This window comes from Geobacillus sp. FSL K6-3411 (genome assembly GCF_037965715.1).
In the GTDB taxonomy this organism is placed as follows: domain Bacteria; phylum Bacillota; class Bacilli; order Bacillales; family Anoxybacillaceae; genus Geobacillus; species Geobacillus thermodenitrificans.
The window spans coordinates 3,334,359-3,358,794 of record NZ_CP150187.1 but is presented as its reverse complement, the minus strand read 5'-3'; the positions used below and the strand labels follow the sequence as shown (position 1 = coordinate 3,358,794).

Genomic DNA, 24,436 nt, shown 5'->3' with positions numbered 1-24,436 from the left:
TAAATTAAGATGGATAGGAGATACCAATCCCAGGAGAGTTCGGAAGATGAATTTCGCTTCCTTGAAAGAACGGGAACTGGTTGCTGTCATCGAGCCATAGTGGCGCATCTAAGTCGACTCTTGTAATGTTGGGGTGAGCCGCTGCTAAATGGGCTGCCGCTAATACGGAAAGTGTCGGTTCCATCATGCTTCCAATCATGCATTGTATGCCCGCTGATTCCGCAAGGCTGGCGATAGTATACGCTTCTCGTAATCCTCCGGTTTTCATCAGCTTAATATTGATCAAATCCACTGCTTGGCAGCGAATGAGTGTGAGAGCATCGTGAGCAGAAAACACGCTCTCGTCTGCCATAATGGGGATGTTGACTCGTTCGCGAATAAAGCGCAATCCTTCAATATCATATTTCGGAACAGGTTGTTCGATAAACTCGATTGGGAGGTTGCTTTGTTCCAATTGACGAATAATACGAACAGCTTCTTTTGCCGTCCATCCTTGATTGGCATCAATGCGCAGCACTACGTTCGGTCCAATCGCTTCGTAAATCCGCTTGATTCGTTCTATATCTTTTTTAGCCTCTTTCCCCACTTTGATTTTTAGAACGGAGAATCCGTGGTTGATTGCTATTTCTGCATCGCGAATCATCTGCTCTGTTGGATTGACACTGATGGTCATATCGTTTACATGATCATGAGTTTTTCCACCGAACCATTGATAAAGGGGGATTCCTAAGTGTTTGCCAAGTGCATCGTGCATGGCCATGTCTAGTGCTGCTTTGGCACTTGTATTGCCGACACAACATGTTTGCACATCTTTTGTGTTTTTCGCGATCATTTCAATATCGCGGCCGATGACGACCGGAATGAGTCTATATTGCAAGACTCCTATGATGCTTTGTTTTGTTTCCCCTGTGATGGCTTCTGTCGGAACTGTAGCTCCATATCCTTCAATCCCATTGTCAAGGGTGACTTTGACTAGGATGCTTTCAATTTGCGTAACTGTTCGCAAGGCTGTTTTAAATGGCTTCACGAGTGGAATGGATTGGGTAGTGACGTTGATCTGCTTTATTTTCATGAATCAAACATCCTTTCGCGCATCACAATGATGATAAAATATGGGCGGTAAGCAGTCCGTAATAGGTGCCAAGCAAATTGCCAAGCAACGCCATGAGAATGCCAACTGGAATCAGAGACTGATGGTAAGCCCCTGCCAAAATAGGAGCGGATGCAACTCCTCCGATATTGGCTAAAGAAGCAACTCCCATTGTAAACAAATCAAGTTTGAACAATTTGGCTAGAACGAGCATGAGAACGGCGTGAATCAGCAAAATCATAAATCCAGAGACGATGTAAATCGGCGCCTGAAAGAGTTGAGAAAAGTCAGCTTGTGATGCAATTAAGGCAATAATCGTGTACAGCATCACTTTGGATACCTCGTTGGTTCCCGGAATATCAGCTACTTTAGTCATGGCCAGAACCATTCCGATGATGGAGGCGATGACTACAGCCCAAGTGGATGCATTGAAAACGGCTCCAATTTCAGGTAATGTATTACCGATTTTGGTACAAATCGTTGATAAGAGGAGGCTGAACCCGATAATCATCATCAACTCTGTAAAGCCTATGCTTGCAGAGCGATTTTCATTCGCCGCAGCGATTTGATCGTTTACGGCTGGAATGGTGACTGTATTGGCCTTCGTCCAACGGTTGAAACGGTCAGCAAATGGTACAAGCCAAAACATAAACATAACCCATATCGAGTAGTTCACCGTGTCCATAATGAGTGCATAGCCAAAAATATTTTCGGGAACGGACAAGATGCTTTGTAAAGCAACCATATTGGCGGAGCCACCTGTCCAGCTTCCGCTCAGCGCGGCAAACGCTTTCCATGTTCCTTCTGCATACAAGCCTTTAAACAATACATAGGTGATAGTAAAACCTAAAATAATGGTGAGTGAAGCGGCGAAAAAGGTTAAAAGAATCTTTGGCCCCATCTTAATAATTTTGCGCAGATCGCAGTGAAGCAACATGAGAATCAGCATGGCGGGAAGAAGTACACTCCGAACGGTGCTATAGGTTTGATCGATCGATTCGGATGTCCCGAAAACTCCCATCGTTTGCATTAGTGCCCCGCCAATATAAATAAAGATAATGCCGGGAACTGCCTTAAACAGCTTGGATCGTGATTTTTGCTCTGCTAGTGCAACGAGAGCTGCAAAGGCTAGCAAGACGCTTAAGTAAACGATTCCATCTTGAATCATAAAGCTTCTCCTCCTTTTTGGTTTTGTAAAAAGAAAAAACCCAGCAAATAGAGTAAGAGACGCCTCTATTCGCTGGGTTTCATCTGCGTTTTGACGAGACAGATGAAGCAGCTGAAAGAATCGATTGGTATTTTAAACTTGCGTTTTTAAACGCAACCGTCAATGCTTTTTGTGATGAGCCAAAATAGCGTGTTTGGATTTGTTGAGAAACCCCTTCGATATCCAAGATGGATTGACCTACGAATAGACTTCGGATAAAGGCTCTCGTTAAATCAATGGTGGTTGTGCAGTCCGCGTCAACAATTTTGCCTGTTTCTCTATCCACCACAAGTCCGATGAAGAATAGTTTGTACTGTTGAGTGATTGGATTGTTGGAAGGGGCTTTGGCTTCACCAATGATATAAATGGTATGATCGCCAAACATAACAGATCCTCCGAAGCAAATACGGGCATTGTGAGAGGGAGTTATGAAAAACATTCATACACGTGCTCACAATACGCATTTGCCTTTTATAATTATTTTTACAAAAGGGGATAAAATAGTCAATATTATTTTTATTTTTTGTTTTTATCTGCTTATCGTCATATGATGACGGAAGACATCGGGAATAGAAGGTTATAGCGGTGACTAGATTGACGCCTATTAACGGTTGCCACGGGAGTGGAGATTCTTTTTCATTATGATTAAGATGGTATTATAGATAGCATGTTGAAAACATGTTTTTTATTGGAATACTTCGTTTCGTGAACCTAAGAAGATAAAAGGAAATCCATCGATGAAACCCGTTCATCAAATGATGAGAGGAGCGTGCAATGATGCCTATTTGTCAACATTGTAAGAAACAATGGACATGGCGGCAAACCTTTTGTAGGATGTTTACGTTGGGAACGAAGCTGATGTGTCCATACTGTCAAAATAAGCAATATTATAGTGCTAGATCGAGAAGAAGGAATGGAGTATTCAATCTTGTGTCACCGCTCATCCTTTTTCTCAGTCTTTCGTTTAACGTTTCACTATTGACAGCGATTGCCCTGATGGTAATGGGTACGCTCTTATCATTGATGATACAACCATTTTTTATCGAGTTATCTAATCAGGAGGAACCGCTTTGGTAACCATGCAGAAAGATTCAACACGTGAAAAAATCAAGGATCTTCTCTCCCGCTGGCTTCCCGTCATCCTTTGGTGTCTAGTCATTTACACGTTTAGCGAGTCTTCGTGGTTCACTGGAGCGAATACCGCTCAAGTTCTGCAAGTGATTCTCTCGTATTTGCCGTTTGGCGGTGGGGAGGAGGAAGGTCCTTCTTTCTTGAACTTCCTTATTCGTAAAGCGGCGCATTTGACCGAATTCGGCATTTTGGCTGTGTTGGTCTGGCGAGCGCTGTTCCCGAGGCGGGCGTCGTATATCGGTGCTTGGCTGTTTGCGACCGCTTATGCGGCGACGGATGAATGGCATCAATCGTTTGAACCTGGGCGGACGGCGACGCCGAAAGATGTCGTGATCGACTCGTGCGGGGCGCTGATTGCGTTGGTGATTGTCTTTGTTTGTCGCCGTTGGCTGAAAGCAAGGCATCGTTCGCTCCATCGCGGCATATGATTATAACAAACTCTCCCCATGTATAGGCCGAGACGAAAAAGGAAAGAATGATAAATAACCAGTTTCGGAGAAAAGGGAGAGATGCCCATGGCCGCGTTTGTTGCTGGAATGTTTGTTGGTTCATTCGTGATGCTTGTCATCATGAGCATGATGGTGGCCGCCAAACGGGCGGATGAAGCGAGTGAACGATGGGAAAAAGAATAGCAAAGAAAACTCCTTGCGTCAGGCAAGGGGTTTTTTGTATTATGGAAAAACGTCCTGAATTTCCCAATACATATTTGTTGCTAAGAGCGGACGTGGTATAATACATATGCACGGTTTACGCAGGGTGGGCAGTGGCCACTCCCTTGATGAAAGGGGGTGCTGCTGGATTGATGACTGTTGCGGAGGCGTTGTCGCTAATGATTTCCTTTGCGTCGCTTGTCGTGGCAGTCATTGTGGTGTCAAAAGAGAAGTAACCCACCCTGCTCGGCCTAGGTAAGGGTGGGTTACTCCTGCTTGCTTCTGGGCCACTGCACTTCTTGCAGTAGCCGTGCGTGTCGATCAGGACATTGGTGGCTGCCAATGTCCTGCTTTTATCGTATGTTTTCCACCTTTATTATAACCATACGTGCGCAAAATCACAATATGACTGACGCGTATGTTCAAAAGTATTCTCGGGATGAGAAAATGCTTGATGGCTTAGTCAAAATCATGTATACTTTGTGTAACCGGTTACATAAAGTGAAAAGAAGGAATTAACAATGGCAACGATTCGTGATGTAGCAAAGCGTGCAGGCGTCTCTGTCGCCACCGTGTCACGCGTGTTAAATCAAAATGGGTACGTGAATGAGGAAACGGAGAAACGCGTCAGACGGGCGATGAAGGAGCTGAACTATAAGCCGAGTGAAGTGGCGAGGGCGTTGTTTAAAAAAACCTCAAAAACGGTTGGGCTGATTGTCCCTGATATTACGAACCCATTTTTCCCGGAACTTGTTCGCGCTGTAGAAGATGTGATGAATATTTATGACTATACGGTTATTCTATGCAATTCCGATGAGAAAGCCGAAAAAGAACGGGAATACATCGAGGTGTTAAAGCAAAAATATGTGGACGGTGTCATTTTGACAACTAATCAATTGACGCCGGATGAAGTGGATGAATGGGATGTTCCCATTGTTGTGCTAGATCGTCCATTCAATGAGAAGTATCCGTCCGTGGTTGTTGATAACTATCGAGGGGCTCGTTTAGCGACTAGACATTTATATGATATGGGGTGTCGACGCATCGCCCATATTCAAGGGCCTATGTATGTGGTGAACGCCGTTGAACGTTTTCGTGGTTATCAAGATGAAATGATGGAGTTAGGGATTTGGGAGCAGCGGTTGGTGATTCAGGGGAACTACCAGCTCAAGCAGGCAAAAGAAGCAGTGATGGCGGCTTTGGCCCAACAGGAGATCGACGGAATTTTTGCCGGCAATGACGCGATGGCAGTGGGTGCTTTGAAAGCGGTTCAACAATGTGGGTTGCGGGTTCCCGATGATATTGCGATTATTGGTTACGATGGCATCCCGCTGACGGAAATGACAACCCCTGAGCTCTCAACTGTATCTCAGCCTATTTACGATATGGGGGCAATCGCAGCAAGAATTTTAATCAAACAAATCGAAGGAAAACCACTAGAAAAACTTCATTACCAACTTCCGGTTCAATTGATTGTACGGCAATCCACGTCAAGGAGGGAACAAATGTGAACAAGCCTATCATTACTGTGATCGGCAGTATCAATATGGACTTAGTAACTGTGGCTGCCCGCTTTCCGAATCAGGGGGAGACGATTTTAGGTAAACAGTTTCTCACCACTCCTGGCGGCAAGGGGGCGAATCAGGCGGTGGCAGCCGCTCGCCTTGGTGCTAACGTGCGGATGATTGGCGCTGTTGGCGAGGATACATTCGGAAAGGAGCTCCTTCGCTCATTGCGAAACGAAGGCATTTCTATCCAGGATGTGAAACCGGTTACACATGAACATACCGGCATTGCTTCGATCACGATTTCTGAACAAGACAATCGCATTATCGTCGTGCCCGGGGCGAACCATGCCTTGACTCCAGAAGATCTTGACAAGTGCGAGTCGATCATCGCCCAAAGCGATGTTTGCCTATTGCAATTGGAAATTCCGATTCCGGTTGTCGAACGGGCCGTTTCGTTGGCTCATCGCCATGGTGTGCGTGTCATTGTTAACCCGGCTCCAGCGCAGCCACTGTCGCCGTCAGTGCTCGAGCAGGTCGATTTTCTAACGCCAAACGAACATGAACGCGCGTTGCTGTTTGCTGGGATAGACGAGGGCAAGTTTGTCAATAAACTGATCGTCACCGAAGGGGCCAAAGGGGTGCGCATTTGGCAGGATGGACAGGAACAGCTCATCCCGAGTTTCCGCGTTCCGGTTGTCGATACGACTGGGGCGGGCGATACGTTTAACGGCGCGCTCGCCGTTGCGCTGGCGGAAGGGAAGCCGCTCGATGAAGCGTGCCGGTTTGCCAACGCGGCCGCAGCGCTATCGGTCACCAAGCTCGGAGCACAGGCTGGGATGCCGACACGAGAGGATGTGGAATCATTTTTAGCTAAACAGAAAGGGAATCAAGGATGAAAAAGAATGGGATCTTGAATAAAGAATTGAACACATTGCTTGCTTCGCTAGGGCATACCGATACGATCGTGATTGCCGATTGTGGGCTGCCGATTCCAAACGAAGAGGCTCGTATTGACTTAGCACTTGTCAAAGGATTTCCACCCTTTTTATCTGTTTTGGATGCGGTAATTAATGAGTTGGTAGTCGAAGAGATTGTACTAGCTGAGGAAATCAAAACCCAAAATCCAGACGTGTATGAAAGCATCAAAGCAAGAATGAGTGATGTGCCTATTCAATTTGTTCGACATGAAGAATTTAAGGAAATGACAAAACAGGCGAAAGCAGTGATTCGTACAGGGGAGGCAACTCCTTATGCCAATATCATTCTTCGTTCTGGTGTGAACTTTTCATAGGAAAATGTCTGAAAGAAAAGGAGGGCAGAATCGATGAAGCCCTTGATTGACATGCGGTCAATTCAAAAATCATTTGGTTCCCATACCGTTCTCAACGGCGTTGATTTTGAAGTGCTTCCTGGTGAAGTGCACGCGTTAATGGGTGAGAATGGAGCCGGAAAATCAACGCTCATCAAAGTGTTGACGGGCATTTACGAGCGGGATGGAGGAACGATTGTTGTCAATGGGCGCGAAGTGCATTACCGCCATCCGAAAGAGGCAGAGCAGGATGGAATTGTTGTCATTCATCAAGAGTTGAACGTTATTCCGACATTGACGGTGGCAGAAAACATTTTTCTTGGGCGTGAGCCCAAAATTGGGAGGACGGGGATCATCCGTCATAAAGAAATGGAAAAACAGGCGGCCTCCTATTTGCGACGATTAGGAATGGATCTTCACCCGAGAGAACTCACCGGCCAATTATCGGTCGGGAAACAGCAGATGATCGAGATTGCTAGGGCGATTTCGACGAATGCCAAGTGCCTCATTATGGACGAACCGACAGCAGCACTCACGGAGCGGGAAATCCAGGCCTTATTTTCCATCATTCGTACATTGAAAGAGCAAGGCATTGCGATTGTGTACATTTCTCATCGGATGGAAGAGATTTTTACCATCTGCGACCGGATTTCTGTTCTTCGTGATGGCCAGTTCATTGGGACGAAGCGGATTGAAGAAACGAATTTTGATGAAATTGTTCAAATGATGGTTGGACGACAAATTGGGGAACGCTTTCCAAAAAGGAGTGTCACGATCGGGAAAGAACGATTGCGTGTTGAACAGCTGACGAAAAAGGGAGTATTTGAGGGCGTATCGTTTTCTGTGCGAGCTGGTGAGGTGCTTGGTGTGGCGGGGCTGATGGGATCGGGACGAACGGAAATAATGGAAGCAATTTTTGGTGCTAGACCATTCGATGAAGGAAATATATATATTGACGGACGCCCCGTGCACATCCGTTCTCCACGCCAAGCGGTGGAACATGGCATTGCAATGATTACCGAAGATCGAAAACAAAAAGGACTCATCTTGAATATGAGCGTTCATGAGAATCTAACCTTGCCAAAGTCGGAACAATTGGCGACAGCGGGATTCATTCAGTCATCCAAAGAACGAGATATTGTGTCGTCCTTTATTCAGCGGTTGAATATCAAAACTTCTTCACCTGATTTAGCGGTGAAAGCATTAAGCGGAGGAAATCAGCAAAAAGTTGTATTCGGAAAATGGTTAGCAATGAATCCTCAGATTCTTATTTTGGATGAGCCAACACGTGGCGTCGATGTGGGCGCGAAGAAAGAAATATACGAAATGATTAATGAACTAGCTGCGCAAGGTGTTGCAATCATTATGGTTTCTTCCGAGCTTCCTGAAGTACTAGGAATGAGTGATCGTGTCATGGTGATCCACGAAGGAAGAGTTCAAGCCATCTTAGAGAACAATGAGTTGGATCAGGAAACCGTCATGCGTGCAGCGACAGGGGGGAATTGATGATGGAAGCGAAGCGAAAGTGGGATGTAAAAAAGCTTGGGCCCCTTATTGGTTTAGCATTATTATGCATCGTATTGTCCATACTAAGTGAAGATTTTTAACGATGAATAATTGGCTGAACCTGTTGCGCCAAGTGTCGATTAATGCATTGATCGCTTTTGGTATGACCTTTGTCATTTTAACAGGCGGCATCGATTTATCAGTCGGTTCTGTGTTAGCGCTGTCAAGCGCTATTACGGCAGGTTTAATGGCTCAAGGTGTCGATGGGTTTTTGGCCATTTTAATCGGCTTATTATCAGGTACGGTAATGGGGGTGCTAAATGGAATCATCATTACGAAAGGGAGGGTTGCACCGTTTATTGCGACATTAGCAACGATGACCGCTTTTCGCGGGTTAACACTCGTCTATACGGATGGTCGTCCGATTACAGGATTTGCGTCCGATGATATCATGTTTCAGATGATGGGACGTGGTTATTTCTTTGGTGTTCCTGTACCGATTGTATTGATGCTTGTTGTTTATATCGTTTTGTATGTCGTATTGAAAAAGACGACATTTGGCCGTCATACGTATGCGATTGGTGGGAATGAGGAAGCGAGTCGGTTATCGGGTTTGCGTGTCGATCGGCTCAAAATCTACGTGTATGCGTTAACTGGAACGTTATCAGCTTTAGCTGGTCTCATTTTAACATCCCGTCTGAATTCGGCACAGCCGACAGCGGGGACAGCGTATGAATTGGATGCAATTGCCGCTGTTGTCTTAGGAGGTACAAGTTTATCTGGGGGAAAAGGATGGATTTTCGGTACACTAGTCGGCGCACTCATTATTGGTGTGTTGAATAATGGATTAAATTTGTTGAACGTGTCATCGTTCTATCAACAAGTGATAAAAGGGGCGGTCATTCTTCTTGCGGTGTTGTTAGATCGCCGCAAAGAAGCTTGATCTATAAACCAAATGAAGGGGGAAGTCAAAATGAAAAAGGCATTTCGTTTGTTTACCGCTGTGTTATTTGCAGGAGCCGTATTGGCTGGATGTTCACTGGATCAAAACAATGCCGCGGACAACAAAGAGAAAACGCAAGAAGATGGAGAAGTAAAGATCGGTTTATCGATTTCAACGCTCAATAATCCATTCTTTGTCACATTAAAAGAGGAGCTGAAAAAGCTGCAAAAGACGAAGAGGCTGAGCTAATTGTCGTCGATGCCCAAAATGACTCGGCGAAACAAATTAACGACATTGAGGACTTAATCCAACAAAATGTCGACATACTGCTTGTAAACCCAACAGATTCCAGTGCAGTAGTTTCAGCCATTGAGTCAGCTAATAACGCCAACATTCCAGTGATTACAGTGGATCGCAGTGCAAGTGGTGGGGAAGTAGTTGCTCACATTGCTTCAGACAACGTGGCTGGCGGAGAAATGGCGGCACAGTTTCTTGTTGAACACTTGAAAAATGGAGGGAATGTTGTAGAACTAGAAGGGATTCCTGGTTCGTCCGCAGCCCGTGAACGCGGAGAAGGATTCCACAAAGTGATTGACAAAGCAACTAATATAAAAGTAGTGGCAAAACAAGCAGCCGATTTTGACCGGGCTAAAGGCTTGTCGGTTATGGAAAACATTTTGCAAAGCCATAAAGACATTCAAGCGGTTTTTGCGCATAATGATGAAATGGCCTTAGGAGCTTTAGAGGCGTTGCAAGCGCGCGGAATGGACGATGTTCTTGTAGTCGGATTCGATGCTACTGATGATGCGGTCAAAGCGGTAAAAGAAGGCAAAATGGCGGCGACCATCGCCCAAAAACCAGCATTAATTGGTGAAAAGGCGGTAAAAGTAGCAATCAGTGTTCACAAAGAAGAGAAAGTGGACGAATTTATCCCGATTTCGCTGGAGTTGGTTCAAAAATAATAACGGTTGGAAACATAAAGAGGGTGTCTCCAAAGCAACGAGACACCCTCTTCATTTTGCATATACGTGCCGGACGAATCACTATATCTGTTGTTTCACCGGAGAGCAGACAGCCTTTTGAGTTAGCCCCCTTTTGAATGCTGAGCGCTTCCGTGAGGCGCTCTCTCGAAGATAGGCAGACATATTTTGGGGTCCATCACCTTTCATGTTGTATGACATGGGTATTCGACCGACCCGAAGCAACAAGCCAATGCTTTTGTATGGTTTTATCCCATCTTTCGTAATGCCGCCCGCACAGGGCTTCCATCGGCATTGACTAAGGGGAGAGGAAGAGCCGCTAGTTCATAGTCCCCAGGGGAAACATGGTCTAACACGAGCCCTTCTAAAATATGAATTCCACAACGATGCAATTCGTGATGGGCAGGCAATTGTTTGCTTGTTAACGGGTCGACAGAGGGCAAATCGATCCCGATCAGACGAACTCCATATTTTTTCAAGTATGGAGCGAGTGGCGGATCAATATAGGGAATAGTTTCAGGGAATGTTGTCCGATTCGTCCATGCCCCCGTGTAGATTAATAAGCGCGTCACTCCATGTAAATCTATCGTTTGCAATTCATCGATCCCGATTTTTTTCGGATTTGAAAGATGGATTACACGGGCAGGTCCGATATAGATATTTAAATCAAGATCGATGACTCTCTTTCCTTCATTATCAAAGTGAAAGGGAGCATCAATGTGTGTGCCTGTATGTGTGCTCATCGTGATTTGGCCCACATTCACGGATCCACTTTCCGCCTTGTTCCAACGAGTGCGATAGGAAAAAGGTGTATCGCCTGGCCATACTGGAATATGCTCATCAAGTCGTTGGGAGATATCGATCCATGGATTCATCATTTTGCCTCCTGAAGTTCTCTGAATCTATAGTTTTGTTCTTAATGTCCATAGCTCAGGAAAGAACGAGCGATCGAGCGATTTTTTTAAGTAGGAGACGCCCGATGATCCTCCGGTTCCTTTTTTGTAGCCAATAATTCGTTCCACTGTATTCATGTGCATGTAACGCCATGTTTGTTGTTGGCTGCCGATATCTACTAGCTTTTCGGCTAGCTCATATAAATCCCAATATCGATCAACATTTCGATATACCGTCAACCATGCTTCTTCCACGCTAGCATTTGGCTGGTAGGTTTGTGAGTAATCTCGATGAAGAACGTCTTCATCGATAGGCAACCCCCGGACGGCCAATGCTTTGATCGCTGCGTCATACACGCTTGGGGAGTGGAGTGCTCTTGTCATCTTTTCATAAATTTCCGGATCGTGTTGGAAAACAGGCAAAACATGTGCATTTTTCTGCCCAAGTGCAAATTCGATTAAACGGTTTTGATAAGACTGGAACCCGGAAGCATGGCCTAGACATTCACGAAATTCCATGTACTCTGACGGAGTCAGCGTCGAAAGGACGCTCCATGATTGAATGAGCTGTTGTTGGATTCTTGAGATACGGGCAAACATTTTAAAGGATGGTTCTAAATCGTCATCTAAAATACATTGAATAGCGGCTTCCATTTCATGTAAAATGAGTTTCATCCAAAGTTCACTTGTTTGGTGAATAATGATAAATAGCATCTCATCATGATGATTAGATAACCGCTGTTGACTCGATAAAATTTTATCAAGCTGAAGATAGCCTGCGTACGACATTTCTTCTTGGAAATCTGTATGAATGCCTTTCTCCAGTTCGAATTGATTTTGTTTATTTTGCATATGTTCTCACCCTTTTCGTAGAATGGTCGATTGATACGATCATTGATTCGCGCTAGTGACTGTTTCATCGGATGGTGTAGAAGGAGTTGCGTTATGGTATGTGGTATGAACCCTTTTCCAAAGGACATACGCAATGGATAGCAACAGTAACCAAGGAATTCCGAATTGCAGCATCGTTTTAAATGGTGTAAACCATGTCGTAATCATCAAGCTGAGTAATAATACGCCACCTAAAATGGTTAAGTAAGGAAATCCAATCATTTTGATGGGCAATGGTCGACCATTCATTTGATTCCACTTGTTTCGGAAAAAGAGATGGGAAACAAAAACCATAAACCAAGTGAAAATTGCCCCAAACATCGAAATCCCCATCATGACAGTATACGATGTATCAGGAAGAAAAGCTGAAACGATGGCTGAAATGGCAATTCCAGCAGTAGAAATAAGTAATGCCTTGATCGGGACTCCTTTTTTGTTCACCTCAGCAAAGAAAGAGGGAGCATACTTTTCTTGCGCCAATGAGAACATCATTCTCGTTGATGCATATAACTGACTATTCATGGCCGATAGCGCCGCAGTGAGAACAATGAAATTTACCACACCGGAAGCACCAGGGATGTTTAAGATTTCCATTACTTTCACAAAAGGACTTTTGTCAATTCCTGCTGCTTTCCACGGAACGATCATCAACATGATGGCGAGCGTGAGTACATAAAAAGTAGACAAACGAAAAACCGTTGCTTTTAATGCTTTGGGAACGGCAACTTCGGGCTCCTTTGCTTCACCTGATGTAACCGCTATCATTTCTGTTCCTAAGAAACTAAATAGGGAAATAAAAATAGCTACCCACATTCCCCACCAGCCAAATGGGAGAAATCCACCATCATTGACGAAATTGGCAGGGCCAATTCCAGATTGTTCCGATGCTCCGAATATAACATACGTTCCAAGGAGAATAAAAAGGATGACTGCACTCACCTTGATCATCGAGAACCAGTACTCAAAAGTAGCAAACGTATGGACGTTGGTAGCATTGACGTAAATGAGAATGCCTCCAAATAGTAGAATCCATACGATCCCTGGTGTATGCGGAAACCAGTATCTCATATAAACGGCAATGGCACTCACTTCCACCCCTACGGCTAGGACATTGGCGATCCAATACGAATAGCGGACGATAAAACCTGCATAGGGGTGGATGTACCGGTCAGCAATGGTTCCAAAAGAACCTGATGTTGGATGGGCGACCGTCATTTCAGCTAAACACCCCATCAACAACAATACAATGAAAGCGCCAATGGCATAACTAAGTAAAACGCTAGGTCCCGCCGTTTGAATAGCAAGGCCGCTCCCAAGGAACAGCCCAGTACCAATGGCACATCCCATAGCGATCATGGTTAGTTGGTTCGTCTTTAATTCACGATGTAACCCGGTGTCCTTTTCTTGCGATTTACGCGTATCATGATTTTGCTTGGCCATTCTCTCTCCCCCCTTATATTTAGGCGACTACTTCACGCTCGTTTGAAAACTTCTTATACTGTTTCTCTTGCATGATTTTCTTCATAATTTGTACAACGTTCCATACTTCTTCATAAGATGTGTACAAAGCAATAGGCGCTAAGCGAATAATATTTGGTGCTCGGAAGTCTGGAATGACACCATTTTCTTTTAATGACTTGCAAATGCGGGCAGCTTCCTCGTGTTCCAAGCTAATATGTCCTCCACGGCGCACATCGTCTTTCGGATTGCCAATGATAAAGCCGAAATGGGAAAGCTCTTGTTCGATTAAGTACATCAAGTAATTAGTCAGTTGCAACGACTTTTGACGAATCCGTTCAATTCCGGCTTCTTGGAAGATTTCTAAGGATCCAATCAAAGGAGCTAGACTCAAAAGATGTGGAGTTCCAATTTGATAAGCTCCAGCCGTCAAGGAAGGGGTGAATGTATGTTCCATATCAAATTGTTTATCTTTTTTCGAGCCAAACCATCCAGCCAAGCCAGGTGCTGAACCGAAATGTTTACGATGGACGTAGAGTCCTGCGACACAGCCAGGTCCCCCGTTCATATACTTGTAGTTGCACCAAAAAGCGAAATCAACTCCCCATTCGCTAAATGAATGCGGAATGGCTCCAATGGAGTGGCAAGCATCGAATCCGATCAAGATGCCACGCTTATGTGCTTCATCAGTCAGAAGTTGGATGTCCAAAATTTGACCACTGCGGTATAACACAGTCGGCAAAACAACTAAGGCAACGTCTTCGGACATGGCTGCAATAATATCTTCTTCTTCCAAAAAACGCCCATCACGACTTTTCACTCGAATCAGATGAGTGCTGGGATCATAACCGTGAATACGAAGCTGACTTTGCAACGCATAAATGTCTGATGGGAAGGTCAATTCATCAGCTAAAATCTTTGTCCTCTTTCCTTCTGGTTGGTAAAAGGTAGAAACTAACTGGTGCAAATTGATAGTGGTAGAACCTGTAGCAATCACTTCTTCCGGTGAAGCACCGACTAATGGTGCCAACATAGCTCCTATCTTCTCCGATAGGTCAAACCATGGATAGGTTCCTTTTGTCCACCCATCGATACCTAACAATTTCCAATCTTGTAATATGGTGAATAGTGTTTTTTCCGCCCTTTTGGAAAGAAGACCTAGTGAGTTGCCATCCATATAAATGGAATTCGGCGGTAAGTAAAATTCATCGCGAAAATGACGTAATGGGTCTTCTTGGTCAAGTTTTCGAGCGAATTCTAATGTAGGTTCCAGGGCTGTGCTGTTCACGAATATAACCTCCTGTTCCATTCGGTGAGATGTTAAAAAAATTTTACATAAAAAGTTGACATGATGTCAATTATTAAATTTTTGAAATATTATATTTTGTTGTTCGTTTTTTGTCTTCTTCTTTCATTTTGATTGGATACCCCTTATGCTAGTAAGCAAGGGAGGATGGCAAGGAGGGATACAGTGGAGCATAAAAAAACAGTCGATCGTCGTCATATGCGTTCCGCGGCCACACGCCAAAAAATATTGCAAGCAGCACGGGAAGTGTTTATCCGAGAGGGATTCCATCATACCACTGTGACTCAAATTATCAAAAAGGCAGGGGTAGGGTATGGTACGGCTTACGTTTACTTTAAAGGGAAAGATGATATTCTGATCACGTTGATGGAGGATGTGATGGGGCAGTTTTATCAAATCGCTGAGCTTCCCTTTTTTCCTACATCAAAGGAGGAAGCACAGCAGATGATTCAACGTCAAGCGTATTCATTTTTGAAAATGGCGGAAGCGGAGCGCGATATGTTACAGGTATTCGAGCAAGCTATTGGTGTTTCCCAAGCCGTATCGGCGAAATGGGCAGAAATCCGTGAGCGATTTGTCCAACGAATTTCTCAAGATATTTCTTATTCCCAACGCAAAGGACTCGCTAGGACGGAATTAAATCCTGAATTAGTGGCGCGTGGTTGGTTTTTTACGAATGAAATGTACTTATGGGACATTGTGCGTGGTCATCATCGTAAATGTTCCATAGAGGAAATTGCTCGGACGATCACTGCGGTGTATACGGAAGGGCTGTATCGATGACGGTTTATTCACTTGTTTTGTTGTTAGTTAAAAAGAGGAGCTCATCCTAAGCTCCCACGTTCCGGTTGTCGATACGACTGGGGCGGGCGATATGTTTAACCGCGCGCTCAATGAAGGAAAGGAAATTTTTCTCAATGATGCAGCGAGCGATTCTTTTGGAATGTAATCATATGGTGAAAAGGAGATTGAACGTTTCTGGCTCATGTGTATGTATTTCGTTCATCCATAAACCTCTTAGCGACGGATTGAACCATATTTGATAAATCGGTTTCAATAGACAAAAAGAAAGCCAATTGAAATGAACTTTTAAGCCCATTTCAATTGGCTTTTGTCGTTTTATTGATGCCCCCCTTTGTAAAAACTCCCCCATATCAAATGAACATTAGACCCCTTCAGCAATCATTCCATTAGCAACTTTGACAAATCCGGCAATATTCGCACCGACCATGAGGTTTCCAGGGGAACCGTATTTTTCTGCGCATTCTTTACTTGTTTGATAAATGTGTTTCATAATGTCACGCAGCTTTTCGTCGACTTCATTAAAGGACCAGTAGATGCGACTTGAATTTTGTGCCATTTCTAATGCGGAAGTGGCCACCCCACCTGCATTGGCTGCTTTCGCAGGTCCGAATAATACACCGTTGGATAAATATTCATCGATTGCTTCAGGAGTGGAAGGCATGTTCGCACCTTCTGCGACCACTTTCACTCCGTTCGCAATTAAAATCCGTGCAGATTCTCCGTCAATTTCGTTTTGTGTGGCGCATGGAAGAGCGATGTCGCATGGAATGGTCCAAATGCCTTTGCAACCCTCGGTATAGGTCGCTTTTGGACGATACTTCACATAGTTGTTCATTCGTTCGCCTTTCACTTCTTTGATTTCTTTTATAGCATTTAAATCAATGCCATCTGGATCGTAAACATAACCATTGGAATCAGAGCAAGCGACCACTTTCGCTCCTAATTGTTGTGCTTTTTCCATCGCATAAATAGCAACATTTCCAGATCCAGAAACAACCACCGTTTTTCCTTCAAGAGAATCATTAACATCACGTAACATTTCCTCTACAAAGTAAATGAGTCCGTATCCTGTTGCTTCTTTGCGAACTAAAGAACCGCCATAACCTGGTTGTTTGCCAGTAAGAATACCCGCTTCATGCATTGCTTTTATGCGTTTATACTGTCCCCATAAATAACCGATTTCACGGGCGCCTACGCCAATATCTCCAGCAGGAACATCGACATCAGGACCGATGTGACGATATAACTCTGTCATGAATGCTTGGCAGAAACGCATGATTTCTGTATCGGATTTTCCTTTTGGGTCAAAATCAGAGCCGCCTTTTGCACCGCCAATGGGCAGGCCAGTTAATGCGTTTTTAAAAATTTGTTCAAATGCTAAAAATTTCATGATCGATTCGTTTACTGTTGGATGGAAGCGTAAACCACCTTTATAAGGACCGACAACATTGTTAAACTGGACACGATAACCGCGGTTGACATGAACTCGATTTTGATCATCTTGCCATGTGACACGGAAAGTGATGATGCGATCAGGTTCTACGATTCGTGAAAGAATATTATGCTCAATGTATTCTGGATGTTGTTCAAATACGGGAACTAATGTGGAAAATACTTCTTTTACGGCTTGTAAAAATTCTGGTTGATAACCGTATTTATCTTGAAGTTGATGATATACAGAATCGATATACTCTTTTGCCTTTGATGGACTTTTTACGGCAGTTGTCATGGTCGTTCTCCCTCCCCTAAAAAGCTTACGAGAAAATGGTATTATGATTTTTTTTACAATTCAATCATTATTTTTTTACCAGGGGAAAATAAATTGGTAAAATCAACGAAATAAAATTATATCATAATAATATAATTTCTATATTTTGGGTGAAAGGATTGAGGCGTATGCTCTCCGTTTTGATTGATGTAGATGCCTGTTCAGTCATTGATATTGCTGGGCTTTTTTATCTCAATATGAGATAAAACCGTTCTTGTTTTGCGATAATTCTTATCTCATAGAAAGAGAGGATGCAATAATAATTCAAGTGTCAGAAGGGCGAGATTCCATTGATTTCTCAGTATTGAATGCGGTTTCAAAATATAGTTTTATCATTCCTCGAGATTATGAGTTGGCTGACCTGTGTTTGGATAAGTTTTCCTTTTTGTTGAATCGAAATGGAAAAGAATTTACAGACGAAAATGTTGATCAACTGCTATTTTTTCGGCATGAAAATGCAAAATTTCCCCGTGCAGGTGGTAGAACAAAAGGTCCGAAAAGACGCCAGGAGAAAAATAATTTGAACCTCAAAATAAAATTTTGACAAATTTGTGAACAAACCGTTTTATTAGCCTCTTCAACTGCTAATCCTTTTCCTCAATATCGATAAAACGGAACTAATCTCAGCTGGCCATAGGGGATGGCTTTGTCACGAAAGTCTATATCGCTTCTTCCCTCGATCGATTTCAGCATCTATCTAGGTTCATAACGAAGCGCTTCTTGGTTCATACTAAAGGAAAAGATTGCAAAAGAAAGGGACCCGCTATGCTTCGCGACCTTGATTGGATGACGTACATCATGATGATGTTGGCTAGCTATCGGTTTACCCATTTGATCGTGTTTGACAAAATTACTGAATTTCTGCGCGAGCCGTTTATGAAAAAAGAAAAAGTTCGCAGTGAGGACGGCCATACGGAAATCAAGAAAGTGCCGGCCTCCAAATTTGGCTACTTGTTGAATTGTTATTGGTGCGCTGGCGTGTGGAGCGCTATTTTGATCGCACTCGGTTATTTTTTCATTCCGAACATCGCTATGCCGTTGATTTTCATTTTTTCGATCGCAGGGGCGCAGGCGATTCTTGAGACGTTTGTCGGGGTCGGAACGAAGGCGATCGACCTGCTGTCAGCGGCGAAAAAGCGGATGGACTAGAAGAACAGTGAAAAGCAGCTAGTTCCTTTCATCACTTGTTCTTGATTAAAAAGGAAACATAGCTGCTATAGAATTTCTCAATTTGAGAAAATACTCGATGAAGCGAGATTGTCCATTCCCTCCCCCTATAGGAATCGTAATTGAATGGGGAACAAGATCATGTGCAAGGAGAGGAAAACTGAAGAAAATTCCATCCTTATTTGTTGCGGCAAATCTCCGATCACAAGATAGGCAGGACTAGAAAAGAGTATTCAGATGATTAAGTGTGTGTATAATGGATAAGAGCCACTGATTGATCAAGAGCTGGTTGAGGAACTTAGGAATGAAACGAGGATAGACAAAAATGATTTTTGAAAAAGCCTATCAGAATCATTTGGGGGAGGAGCCGAATGGAGTTATTTCATAAGTTAGCGCGTCGAAACATCACAATCAGCAAACAATCCGGATTCGGGGCGAAATGGAGACAACAGTGGGAAGAGGTGTTTGCCCGTCATTTGACTGCGGAAGAAAAACGAAACATCCCCCTTTATGATGACGATGGGGCAAACGGTTACTTATGGCATGTTTTTAGTTATGAAACGAAAGACTGTTTAACGGAAGAAGAAGCGGAGGCGGCGTTTGATAGGGAAGAGAAAAAGTGCTGCTATATTTTCTTTCAACATAGCGATGATGCGTTCAAAGTGGAGGATGCTTCCGGTTTGAAAGCCGTAGATTTGGTCACTGAAAACGGCGAGTATGCCAATCTATACGTGGTTGACAGTGAGTTCAATTGGACGTTTGTCATCACGCACGAAAGAGGATGGCTTGGCCCTTATTTTAGCCGAAGGTGAGAGTGATGGTTCATCACCACACCATGTACTTGACAAGTTCGAGTGTTTGCTGAATATCAAGTGCATCCGCAGCGATTGGTATACAGTTCCTTGCATCCGGATCACATCTTGAAAAATCAAACATTTCTTTTGGGGAAGAACTAGCATGTGACTGCCTATTTTGTTTTGACGGCTTCCTTTAATTGTTCTACCACAGTTTTTAGCCATTGAATTGGAGTCAGTCCAAGGGAGGGAAAATACAATCCGTCTACACAGTGTTGAATGTATTCATTCTTTTCATCATCTGAATGCTCGCTATTTATGAATTCCGTTAAAAATACAATCGCAGATTCGAGATATTCCTTACTTTCTTCCGTTACGAATTCTTGTAATGCCTCCTCAGTCGAATCGATGTCTTGATGAAAAGTTCCAGTGAGAAACTGAAAAACGGGATCTTCCGGATTATGTTTGACGAACAAGCATCTTTGCTTCCTTCTGTGATTGGCCATAGATGAGTATTTTTTATGATGTATACGGGAGTCTCTCTTTTTTGCTGATGGCGATCGGTCCACATTCCTGAATATCCCTTGGCTGTTCAATTATTGATGATCAAAATGAGATGCTTCAGAACAGGTTTTGAAAAAGAAAAGGCTAATCCTGCGACAAACTTGTGGATTCATTGACCATATGCTCATCGATTTACGAGGCAGGAACCTCCTTGTGACAGACTGATGATACATGGATTGCAACATAAGGAGTTAGGTGCATGTTTCCTTTTCATCCGTTCATTACTAATTAGTTACCTGGTAGTGTTTATGTTACCAGGTAACCTTTTTAAAACCAACTCAGATATGATTGTTAATCAATGTATTTATTTTTTAATTGGTCTGATCCTATACGCCCGATGATGAGTAAAGCTAATGGTAAGATATTGGACATGATCTTTGGTAAGCCTTCTGGAAGGATAATATCCAAGCCGACCAAGCGATTTAACGCTATAATCAGTAGTTTTGCCACTAATAAAAATACCCCTAATAAAAATACGCCATCAAAGAATGCTTTCCATTTTGGATAGGCCAATTTCTTACCATCACGAATGATTTTTTCCTTCAATGCTTTATCACTCCTCATCATTTCATCGATTGTAATACCGAATAAATCACTTAAAGCAATGATTACTTCGATACTTGGATAGTTCTTACCAGTTTCCCATTTTGAAACTGATTGTCGACTAACATGAATTTTTTCAGCGAGTTCAGCTTGTGACCAACCTCTTTTTTCAACCGTTCACTAAAAAACATATTGATCCCCCTTTTCTTTATTTCCAGTATTCATTAAGTATGTATCTCAAGTAAAGATATAGGTTGCACGAGGCGCAACTTTTGGTTTGCGAGTGAGAAATTCTTGTTTTTTGCATAGTTCATCTTAACGTAAAGCGTTTTAAAAGTGTACTATGACTAACTTCACGTACAACGGTATTAAAACTCATAATAGCAACATCCGCATGCCAGTAGCCGATCTCCAGCCGACAGGTGCTCGCCAGTGACCGGATCATACTCACCGAATAGGTGCTGCACGTCGTACCATTCGAAAAAACTCCCAACCCAATTCCTTCATATTGTCGGCGAGCGTTTGGTTCGCTTGGTGCAGCGTCGAGACAGGGAAGCTACTGAACCAACTGTAGTGTAAAAAAACGGAAAAGAACGATGTGCAAAGTGTTGGGCATCGACATTCAGGAGTTAATCGAGTTGGAGTAGTCCTCTCAACTTTACAATCGTTCTTTTGTACGTAAAAGTTGCGGAAAATTTACAAAGCAGGGAGAAAGTAAAGGAATGGAATTGGAGAATCGAAATGGTGGTAGCTGATGATATTATGGTTATTTACGTCATAAAATAAAGGATAAAAAGGGCAACGTTTTGAAGTTGTTGTACGTACTAGATTATTCGTAAAACATCATAAAAGGATTACAGGAGTTACTAATTTTTACTGAGTAAGTATTGAACTAATCGTTACTGGGCAGCCCTCTTGCGAAAAAGAAACCCTGAAAGGAATTAAACCAATCAAGGTATAAAATTGATTCTTAGTTATCATTTTAGATTAATACAAGACTGGATTTTCTTCTATCTTATCTTTTTACTTTCAGTTTGGAAAAGAAAACACCTCCCCTGCATTTGATAATTTTCCTACGAGGAGGTGTGACTTTTTATATACATTATCCCGCTAAGCTACTCGATAATCATATTTTATCAAGTGAAAATCATTTAAAAGTTTAACCAACACTATTTGACAAAAAAGTATTGTCAATGGGTAGCCCCAGAAGACGTGATTAACATAACGCCATTCAAGATTTTAACATTTATTTTACCGAACTTTTTTTCTGACCAAAGTTCTATTATCTTTTTTAACTCATTTGTTTCAATTACACATTCACTTTCTCCCTCAATTATTTTTGTTGTTTCTTTATTAATCTCCAATGTACAATTGTTACCTGTACTTTCCTCATAATTTGACTCGCCACTTAAAACTCTGTTTATTAAATCTAACCACGGTTGACAACTACCTTGAATATCGCCCATTAGAAGTATTGCTACAGGAGAAATAGCATCTGGAACATCTACCACAATACCGCCTTCGGTTTCCCTAAACTTAATTTCATATTTCATACTTTCCACACTCCATTAATATATTGGATAAACCGTTAAAATTTTACCATTAGCGTCTAATCTCATATGAATTTTCATACCGTTAGGTAAAGTCGCTTCATATAAATTATCCTTTACCCTCCGTTTATTATTATAAAGAAAGAATCATATGAAAGGCCCATGGTCATTTCATCTGTTGACTTCCATTGTTAGAATGTGGAATTGTCTCAACAATCATGCCGCGAGCCATCGGTTAAGATTATGCGACGGTTACCATATTGGTAAGCAAAAGGAGAATCATGAAAGCGAGAGAGAGGATATTTCAGTATGGGAACAAGGTCAACATGTGTAGCCATATGAAAGACGGTGTCGTCATGAACGAGCCCGCCTATGCGAAGCAAGGAATCGGGTTCCTATCTCCTTGTTTGTTTCGGCGTAAATGATGTGAGTAGTTTTTGCTTATCTGTCAACTACGGAAATCCAATGAAACAGAAGGAACGCCTGTTTTTAAAATAAAAAAGAGTTCCAACCGAATCTTATACGGACCGGGTTGGAACTTTTTTGTTTATCGCTGGTCGGCAGGAAAGACGATGCCGGTTTGTCTTCGTGCTTCGTCCATGATTTCCATCGTCCAAAGCGAATGGCAATGTGAGTTGATTGTTGATTCATGCTTGCCGCTTTCAATCAAACGGATAAATTCTTCGGCTTCATAATACATCGGCGGTTTATCTTGTGGGACGGTGATGTCCTCAACGCGCCCGTCACGGTAGCGGATTTCGATTTTCGCTGGCGTATGGATGGCGTCAATGATCATGTTTCCGTCTTCGCCTTGGATTTCTGAAGGCAAGTGTGAGTTGGTGATTTTGGAATAAAAGACGACCGCATCCATATTCCCATAATCCAACACGATCGCTCCTTCACCGTCAACGCCGGATTCGAGCTTCACACTTTGTGCTTTTACGCTGCGGGGCTTGCCAAACAAAGTGACCATCGGGTACAGGCAGTAGACGCCAAGATCCATAAGTGCCCCGTTCGAGAAAGTGGGGTTGAAGGCGTTCAGCACAGTCCCTTGTTTGTAGGCATCATAACGCGACGAGTATTGGCAATAGTTCGCGGCGTAGCGGCGGATGCGGCCGAGTTTATGTATGTGTTGACGGATGGCCGCAAAGTTCGGCATGAGCGTTGATTTCATCGCCTCCATCAGCACGACACCATTTCGCTTGGCCGCTGCGATCATCGCTTCGACTTCTTTCGCGTTGGAGGCGAGCGGCTTTTCGCACAACACATGTTTGCCGTGATTCATCAACAAAATCGCTTGTTCAGCGTGAAACGCGTTAGGGCTCGCGATGTAGACGGCGTCAATGTCATTGCTTTTCGCTAGTTCTTGTAAATCGGTGAATGTGCGCGGCGCCCCGACTTTCTCGGCAAATCGCTTAGCGGTTTCGTCTGTTCGCGAGTAGACAGCAGCGAGCTCGAAGGAATCGACGAGGCGCGCGGCATTGATAAACGCTTCGGTGATCCAGTTTGTGCCGATTGTCGCGAATCGCACCATGTTGTTTCCCCCTTTGTTGGTATCGACCATCATTGTACCATAAATCGAATGAGAAGATTTGGTTTTCGTCGATGTGCTTTTTTTCCTCTATTTTTCATACAGCTCAATCGGCAATCCGTCCGGGTCTTGGAAGAAGGTGAACCGTTTGTTGGTCGCTTCATCGATACGAATCGGTTCAGGCTCGATGCCATGGCGGCGTAAATAGGCGATCGCCTCATCCATGTCATCGACGGCCAATGCGAGATGGCGCAGCCCGCACGCTTCCGGGTAGCTTGGGCGTTTGGGTGGGTTTTCAAACGAGAACAGCTCAAGTTGAATTCCGCCGTCCGCTTCTAAATCGAGTTTGTATGAGCGGCGCGCGGCACGGTATTGCTCACGGAGAGGACGAAAGCCAAGAATTTCAGTGTAAAACCGTTTGGATCGCTCATAGTCCGAGCAAATGATGGCGATATGGTGAATGGTCGTAAGACGCATGTCAAATCCTCCTTTATCTATGACGTCTTTTCCGTTCGGTAAACGGAGCGGGCAGGTTAATGGTGACAAGCAATGTGCTCCAACAATAAGATTTCTCCAATAGAGAAGCCTTGACTCTAATGCGCTGGATGACTGAGCGTGGGGGAACGGTTGTTTTTCACCATTCCTCTAAAAAGCTTCCGAATACGAATGTTTCTTTGTTAGCTATCGATTGGACCATCATCGTTCTTCAATGATGTTCTTTGCCTTTGTTGTAAGGGCAAGAAGTTATTATTTTGCAATAATGGAGATCGGTTTCGAGGATTGTCGAAACTAGCGAAAAATGTCCACTCTCCTAATATTGACAGCTTGACAACCTATATACTA

General features: G+C 43.4%; 23 protein-coding genes and 4 pseudogenes. 13 read left to right on the top strand and 14 right to left on the bottom strand.

Annotated elements, in window-relative coordinates:
• Positions 1-4: 4 nt before the first annotated feature.
• From NSQ22_RS17190 to NSQ22_RS17180, 3 genes are all read right to left on the bottom strand, one after another.
• Positions 5-1,072, bottom strand: a complete 1,068-nt coding sequence (locus NSQ22_RS17190; RefSeq protein ID WP_011888302.1) for a dipeptide epimerase — start codon at positions 1,070-1,072, stop codon at positions 5-7.
• A gap of 22 nt (positions 1,073-1,094) precedes the next feature.
• Positions 1,095-2,258: a DUF819 family protein gene (locus NSQ22_RS17185; protein WP_008881327.1), complete on the bottom strand. Its 1,164-nt coding sequence runs from the start codon at positions 2,256-2,258 to the stop codon at positions 1,095-1,097.
• Between the two features lie 79 nt (positions 2,259-2,337).
• On the bottom strand, positions 2,338-2,682 hold the full coding sequence (locus NSQ22_RS17180) for a DUF3870 domain-containing protein (RefSeq protein ID WP_008881326.1): 345 nt from the start codon (positions 2,680-2,682) through the stop codon (positions 2,338-2,340).
• 389 nt (positions 2,683-3,071) lie between these two features.
• Between NSQ22_RS17180 and NSQ22_RS17175 the strand changes: the two genes are divergently transcribed.
• From NSQ22_RS17175 to rbsB, 9 genes and pseudogenes are all read left to right on the top strand, one after another.
• Positions 3,072-3,374 (top strand): TIGR04104 family putative zinc finger protein, encoded by a 303-nt coding sequence (locus NSQ22_RS17175; protein WP_008881324.1) that lies wholly within the window; start codon positions 3,072-3,074, stop codon positions 3,372-3,374.
• Between the two features lie 29 nt (positions 3,375-3,403).
• A complete protein-coding gene (locus NSQ22_RS17170; protein WP_029761411.1) occupies positions 3,404-3,856 on the top strand; it encodes a VanZ family protein in 453 nt (150 codons plus the stop codon).
• A gap of 347 nt (positions 3,857-4,203) precedes the next feature.
• On the top strand, positions 4,204-4,314 hold the full coding sequence (locus NSQ22_RS17165; protein WP_236620390.1) for a putative holin-like toxin: 111 nt from the start codon (positions 4,204-4,206) through the stop codon (positions 4,312-4,314).
• Positions 4,315-4,599: 285 nt separating this feature from the next.
• Positions 4,600-5,589: a LacI family DNA-binding transcriptional regulator gene (locus NSQ22_RS17160; protein ID WP_008881321.1), complete on the top strand. Its 990-nt coding sequence runs from the start codon at positions 4,600-4,602 to the stop codon at positions 5,587-5,589.
• Entirely contained in the window at positions 5,586-6,482 is an 897-nt protein-coding gene (rbsK, locus tag NSQ22_RS17155) for a ribokinase (protein WP_081157305.1), read from the top strand. The genes NSQ22_RS17160 and rbsK overlap by 4 nt, the downstream gene beginning before the upstream one ends.
• Positions 6,479-6,877, top strand: a complete 399-nt coding sequence (gene rbsD, locus NSQ22_RS17150) for a D-ribose pyranase (RefSeq protein WP_008881319.1) — start codon at positions 6,479-6,481, stop codon at positions 6,875-6,877. Before rbsK ends, rbsD begins: the two co-directional genes overlap by 4 nt.
• Before the next feature lie 33 nt (positions 6,878-6,910).
• Positions 6,911-8,401 (top strand): sugar ABC transporter ATP-binding protein, encoded by a 1,491-nt coding sequence (locus tag NSQ22_RS17145; RefSeq protein ID WP_011888299.1) that lies wholly within the window; start codon positions 6,911-6,913, stop codon positions 8,399-8,401.
• Positions 8,401-9,344: pseudogene (gene rbsC / locus NSQ22_RS17140) on the top strand (ribose ABC transporter permease). Before NSQ22_RS17145 ends, rbsC begins: the two are co-directional and overlap by 1 nt.
• 30 nt (positions 9,345-9,374) lie before the next feature.
• A pseudogene (gene rbsB / locus NSQ22_RS17135) lies at positions 9,375-10,306 on the top strand (ribose ABC transporter substrate-binding protein RbsB).
• Between the two features lie 266 nt (positions 10,307-10,572).
• Here rbsB and kynB read toward each other — a convergent pair.
• From kynB to kynU, 4 genes are read right to left on the bottom strand one after another with little or no spacing between them, the layout of a single operon-like run.
• Positions 10,573-11,199 (bottom strand): arylformamidase, encoded by a 627-nt coding sequence (gene kynB, locus NSQ22_RS17130; RefSeq protein WP_008881315.1) that lies wholly within the window; start codon positions 11,197-11,199, stop codon positions 10,573-10,575.
• A 27-nt stretch (positions 11,200-11,226) separates the two neighbouring features.
• Entirely contained in the window at positions 11,227-12,069 is an 843-nt protein-coding gene (gene kynA, locus NSQ22_RS17125; protein ID WP_008881314.1) for a tryptophan 2,3-dioxygenase, read from the bottom strand.
• A gap of 39 nt (positions 12,070-12,108) precedes the next feature.
• On the bottom strand, positions 12,109-13,548 hold the full coding sequence (locus NSQ22_RS17120; protein ID WP_081157307.1) for an amino acid permease: 1,440 nt from the start codon (positions 13,546-13,548) through the stop codon (positions 12,109-12,111).
• A gap of 19 nt (positions 13,549-13,567) precedes the next feature.
• Positions 13,568-14,875 (bottom strand): kynureninase, encoded by a 1,308-nt coding sequence (kynU, locus tag NSQ22_RS17115; protein WP_171355555.1) that lies wholly within the window; start codon positions 14,873-14,875, stop codon positions 13,568-13,570.
• A 144-nt stretch (positions 14,876-15,019) separates the two neighbouring features.
• Between kynU and NSQ22_RS17110 the strand changes: the two genes are divergently transcribed.
• Complete coding sequence (locus NSQ22_RS17110; RefSeq protein WP_050772218.1) at positions 15,020-15,655, top strand: TetR/AcrR family transcriptional regulator; 636 nt, start codon at positions 15,020-15,022, stop codon at positions 15,653-15,655.
• A 382-nt stretch (positions 15,656-16,037) separates the two neighbouring features.
• Here the strand turns inward: NSQ22_RS17110 and gdhA are convergent, their stop codons facing one another.
• Positions 16,038-17,405 carry an NADP-specific glutamate dehydrogenase gene (gdhA, locus tag NSQ22_RS17105; protein WP_081157310.1) on the bottom strand — a complete coding sequence of 456 codons (1,368 nt, stop codon included), beginning with the start codon at positions 17,403-17,405 and terminating at the stop codon, positions 16,038-16,040.
• A 253-nt stretch (positions 17,406-17,658) separates the two neighbouring features.
• Between gdhA and NSQ22_RS17100 the strand changes: the two genes are divergently transcribed.
• The 3 genes from NSQ22_RS17100 (at position 17,659) to NSQ22_RS17090 (ending at position 19,423) form a co-directional block, all read left to right on the top strand.
• Positions 17,659-17,988 carry a DUF188 domain-containing protein gene (locus NSQ22_RS17100; protein WP_216367160.1) on the top strand — a complete coding sequence of 110 codons (330 nt, stop codon included), beginning with the start codon at positions 17,659-17,661 and terminating at the stop codon, positions 17,986-17,988.
• Between the two features lie 221 nt (positions 17,989-18,209).
• On the top strand, positions 18,210-18,593 hold the full coding sequence (locus tag NSQ22_RS17095) for a DUF1360 domain-containing protein (RefSeq protein WP_008881309.1): 384 nt from the start codon (positions 18,210-18,212) through the stop codon (positions 18,591-18,593).
• Positions 18,594-18,982: 389 nt separating this feature from the next.
• Positions 18,983-19,423, top strand: coding sequence for a DUF4275 family protein (locus tag NSQ22_RS17090; protein WP_081157638.1), 441 nt, complete (start codon positions 18,983-18,985; stop codon positions 19,421-19,423).
• A 155-nt stretch (positions 19,424-19,578) separates the two neighbouring features.
• On the opposite strand, the gene NSQ22_RS17085 is transcribed toward NSQ22_RS17090, so the two are convergent.
• From NSQ22_RS17085 to NSQ22_RS17060, 6 genes and pseudogenes are all read right to left on the bottom strand, one after another.
• Positions 19,579-19,911 carry a contact-dependent growth inhibition system immunity protein gene (locus NSQ22_RS17085; RefSeq protein WP_144038750.1) on the bottom strand — a complete coding sequence of 111 codons (333 nt, stop codon included), beginning with the start codon at positions 19,909-19,911 and terminating at the stop codon, positions 19,579-19,581.
• A 349-nt stretch (positions 19,912-20,260) separates the two neighbouring features.
• Positions 20,261-20,703 (bottom strand): annotated as a pseudogene (locus tag NSQ22_RS17080) (helix-turn-helix transcriptional regulator).
• A 198-nt stretch (positions 20,704-20,901) separates the two neighbouring features.
• Positions 20,902-21,058 (bottom strand): annotated as a pseudogene (locus tag NSQ22_RS17075) (pre-toxin TG domain-containing protein); the annotation flags it as partial.
• 644 nt (positions 21,059-21,702) lie between these two features.
• Entirely contained in the window at positions 21,703-22,065 is a 363-nt protein-coding gene (locus tag NSQ22_RS17070) for a hypothetical protein (RefSeq protein WP_011888272.1), read from the bottom strand.
• A gap of 544 nt (positions 22,066-22,609) precedes the next feature.
• On the bottom strand, positions 22,610-23,596 hold the full coding sequence (locus NSQ22_RS17065; RefSeq protein ID WP_060476261.1) for a Gfo/Idh/MocA family oxidoreductase: 987 nt from the start codon (positions 23,594-23,596) through the stop codon (positions 22,610-22,612).
• Positions 23,597-23,683: 87 nt separating this feature from the next.
• Positions 23,684-24,070, bottom strand: a complete 387-nt coding sequence (locus NSQ22_RS17060) for a VOC family protein (protein ID WP_008880425.1) — start codon at positions 24,068-24,070, stop codon at positions 23,684-23,686.
• Between the last annotated feature and the right edge of the window lie 366 nt (positions 24,071-24,436).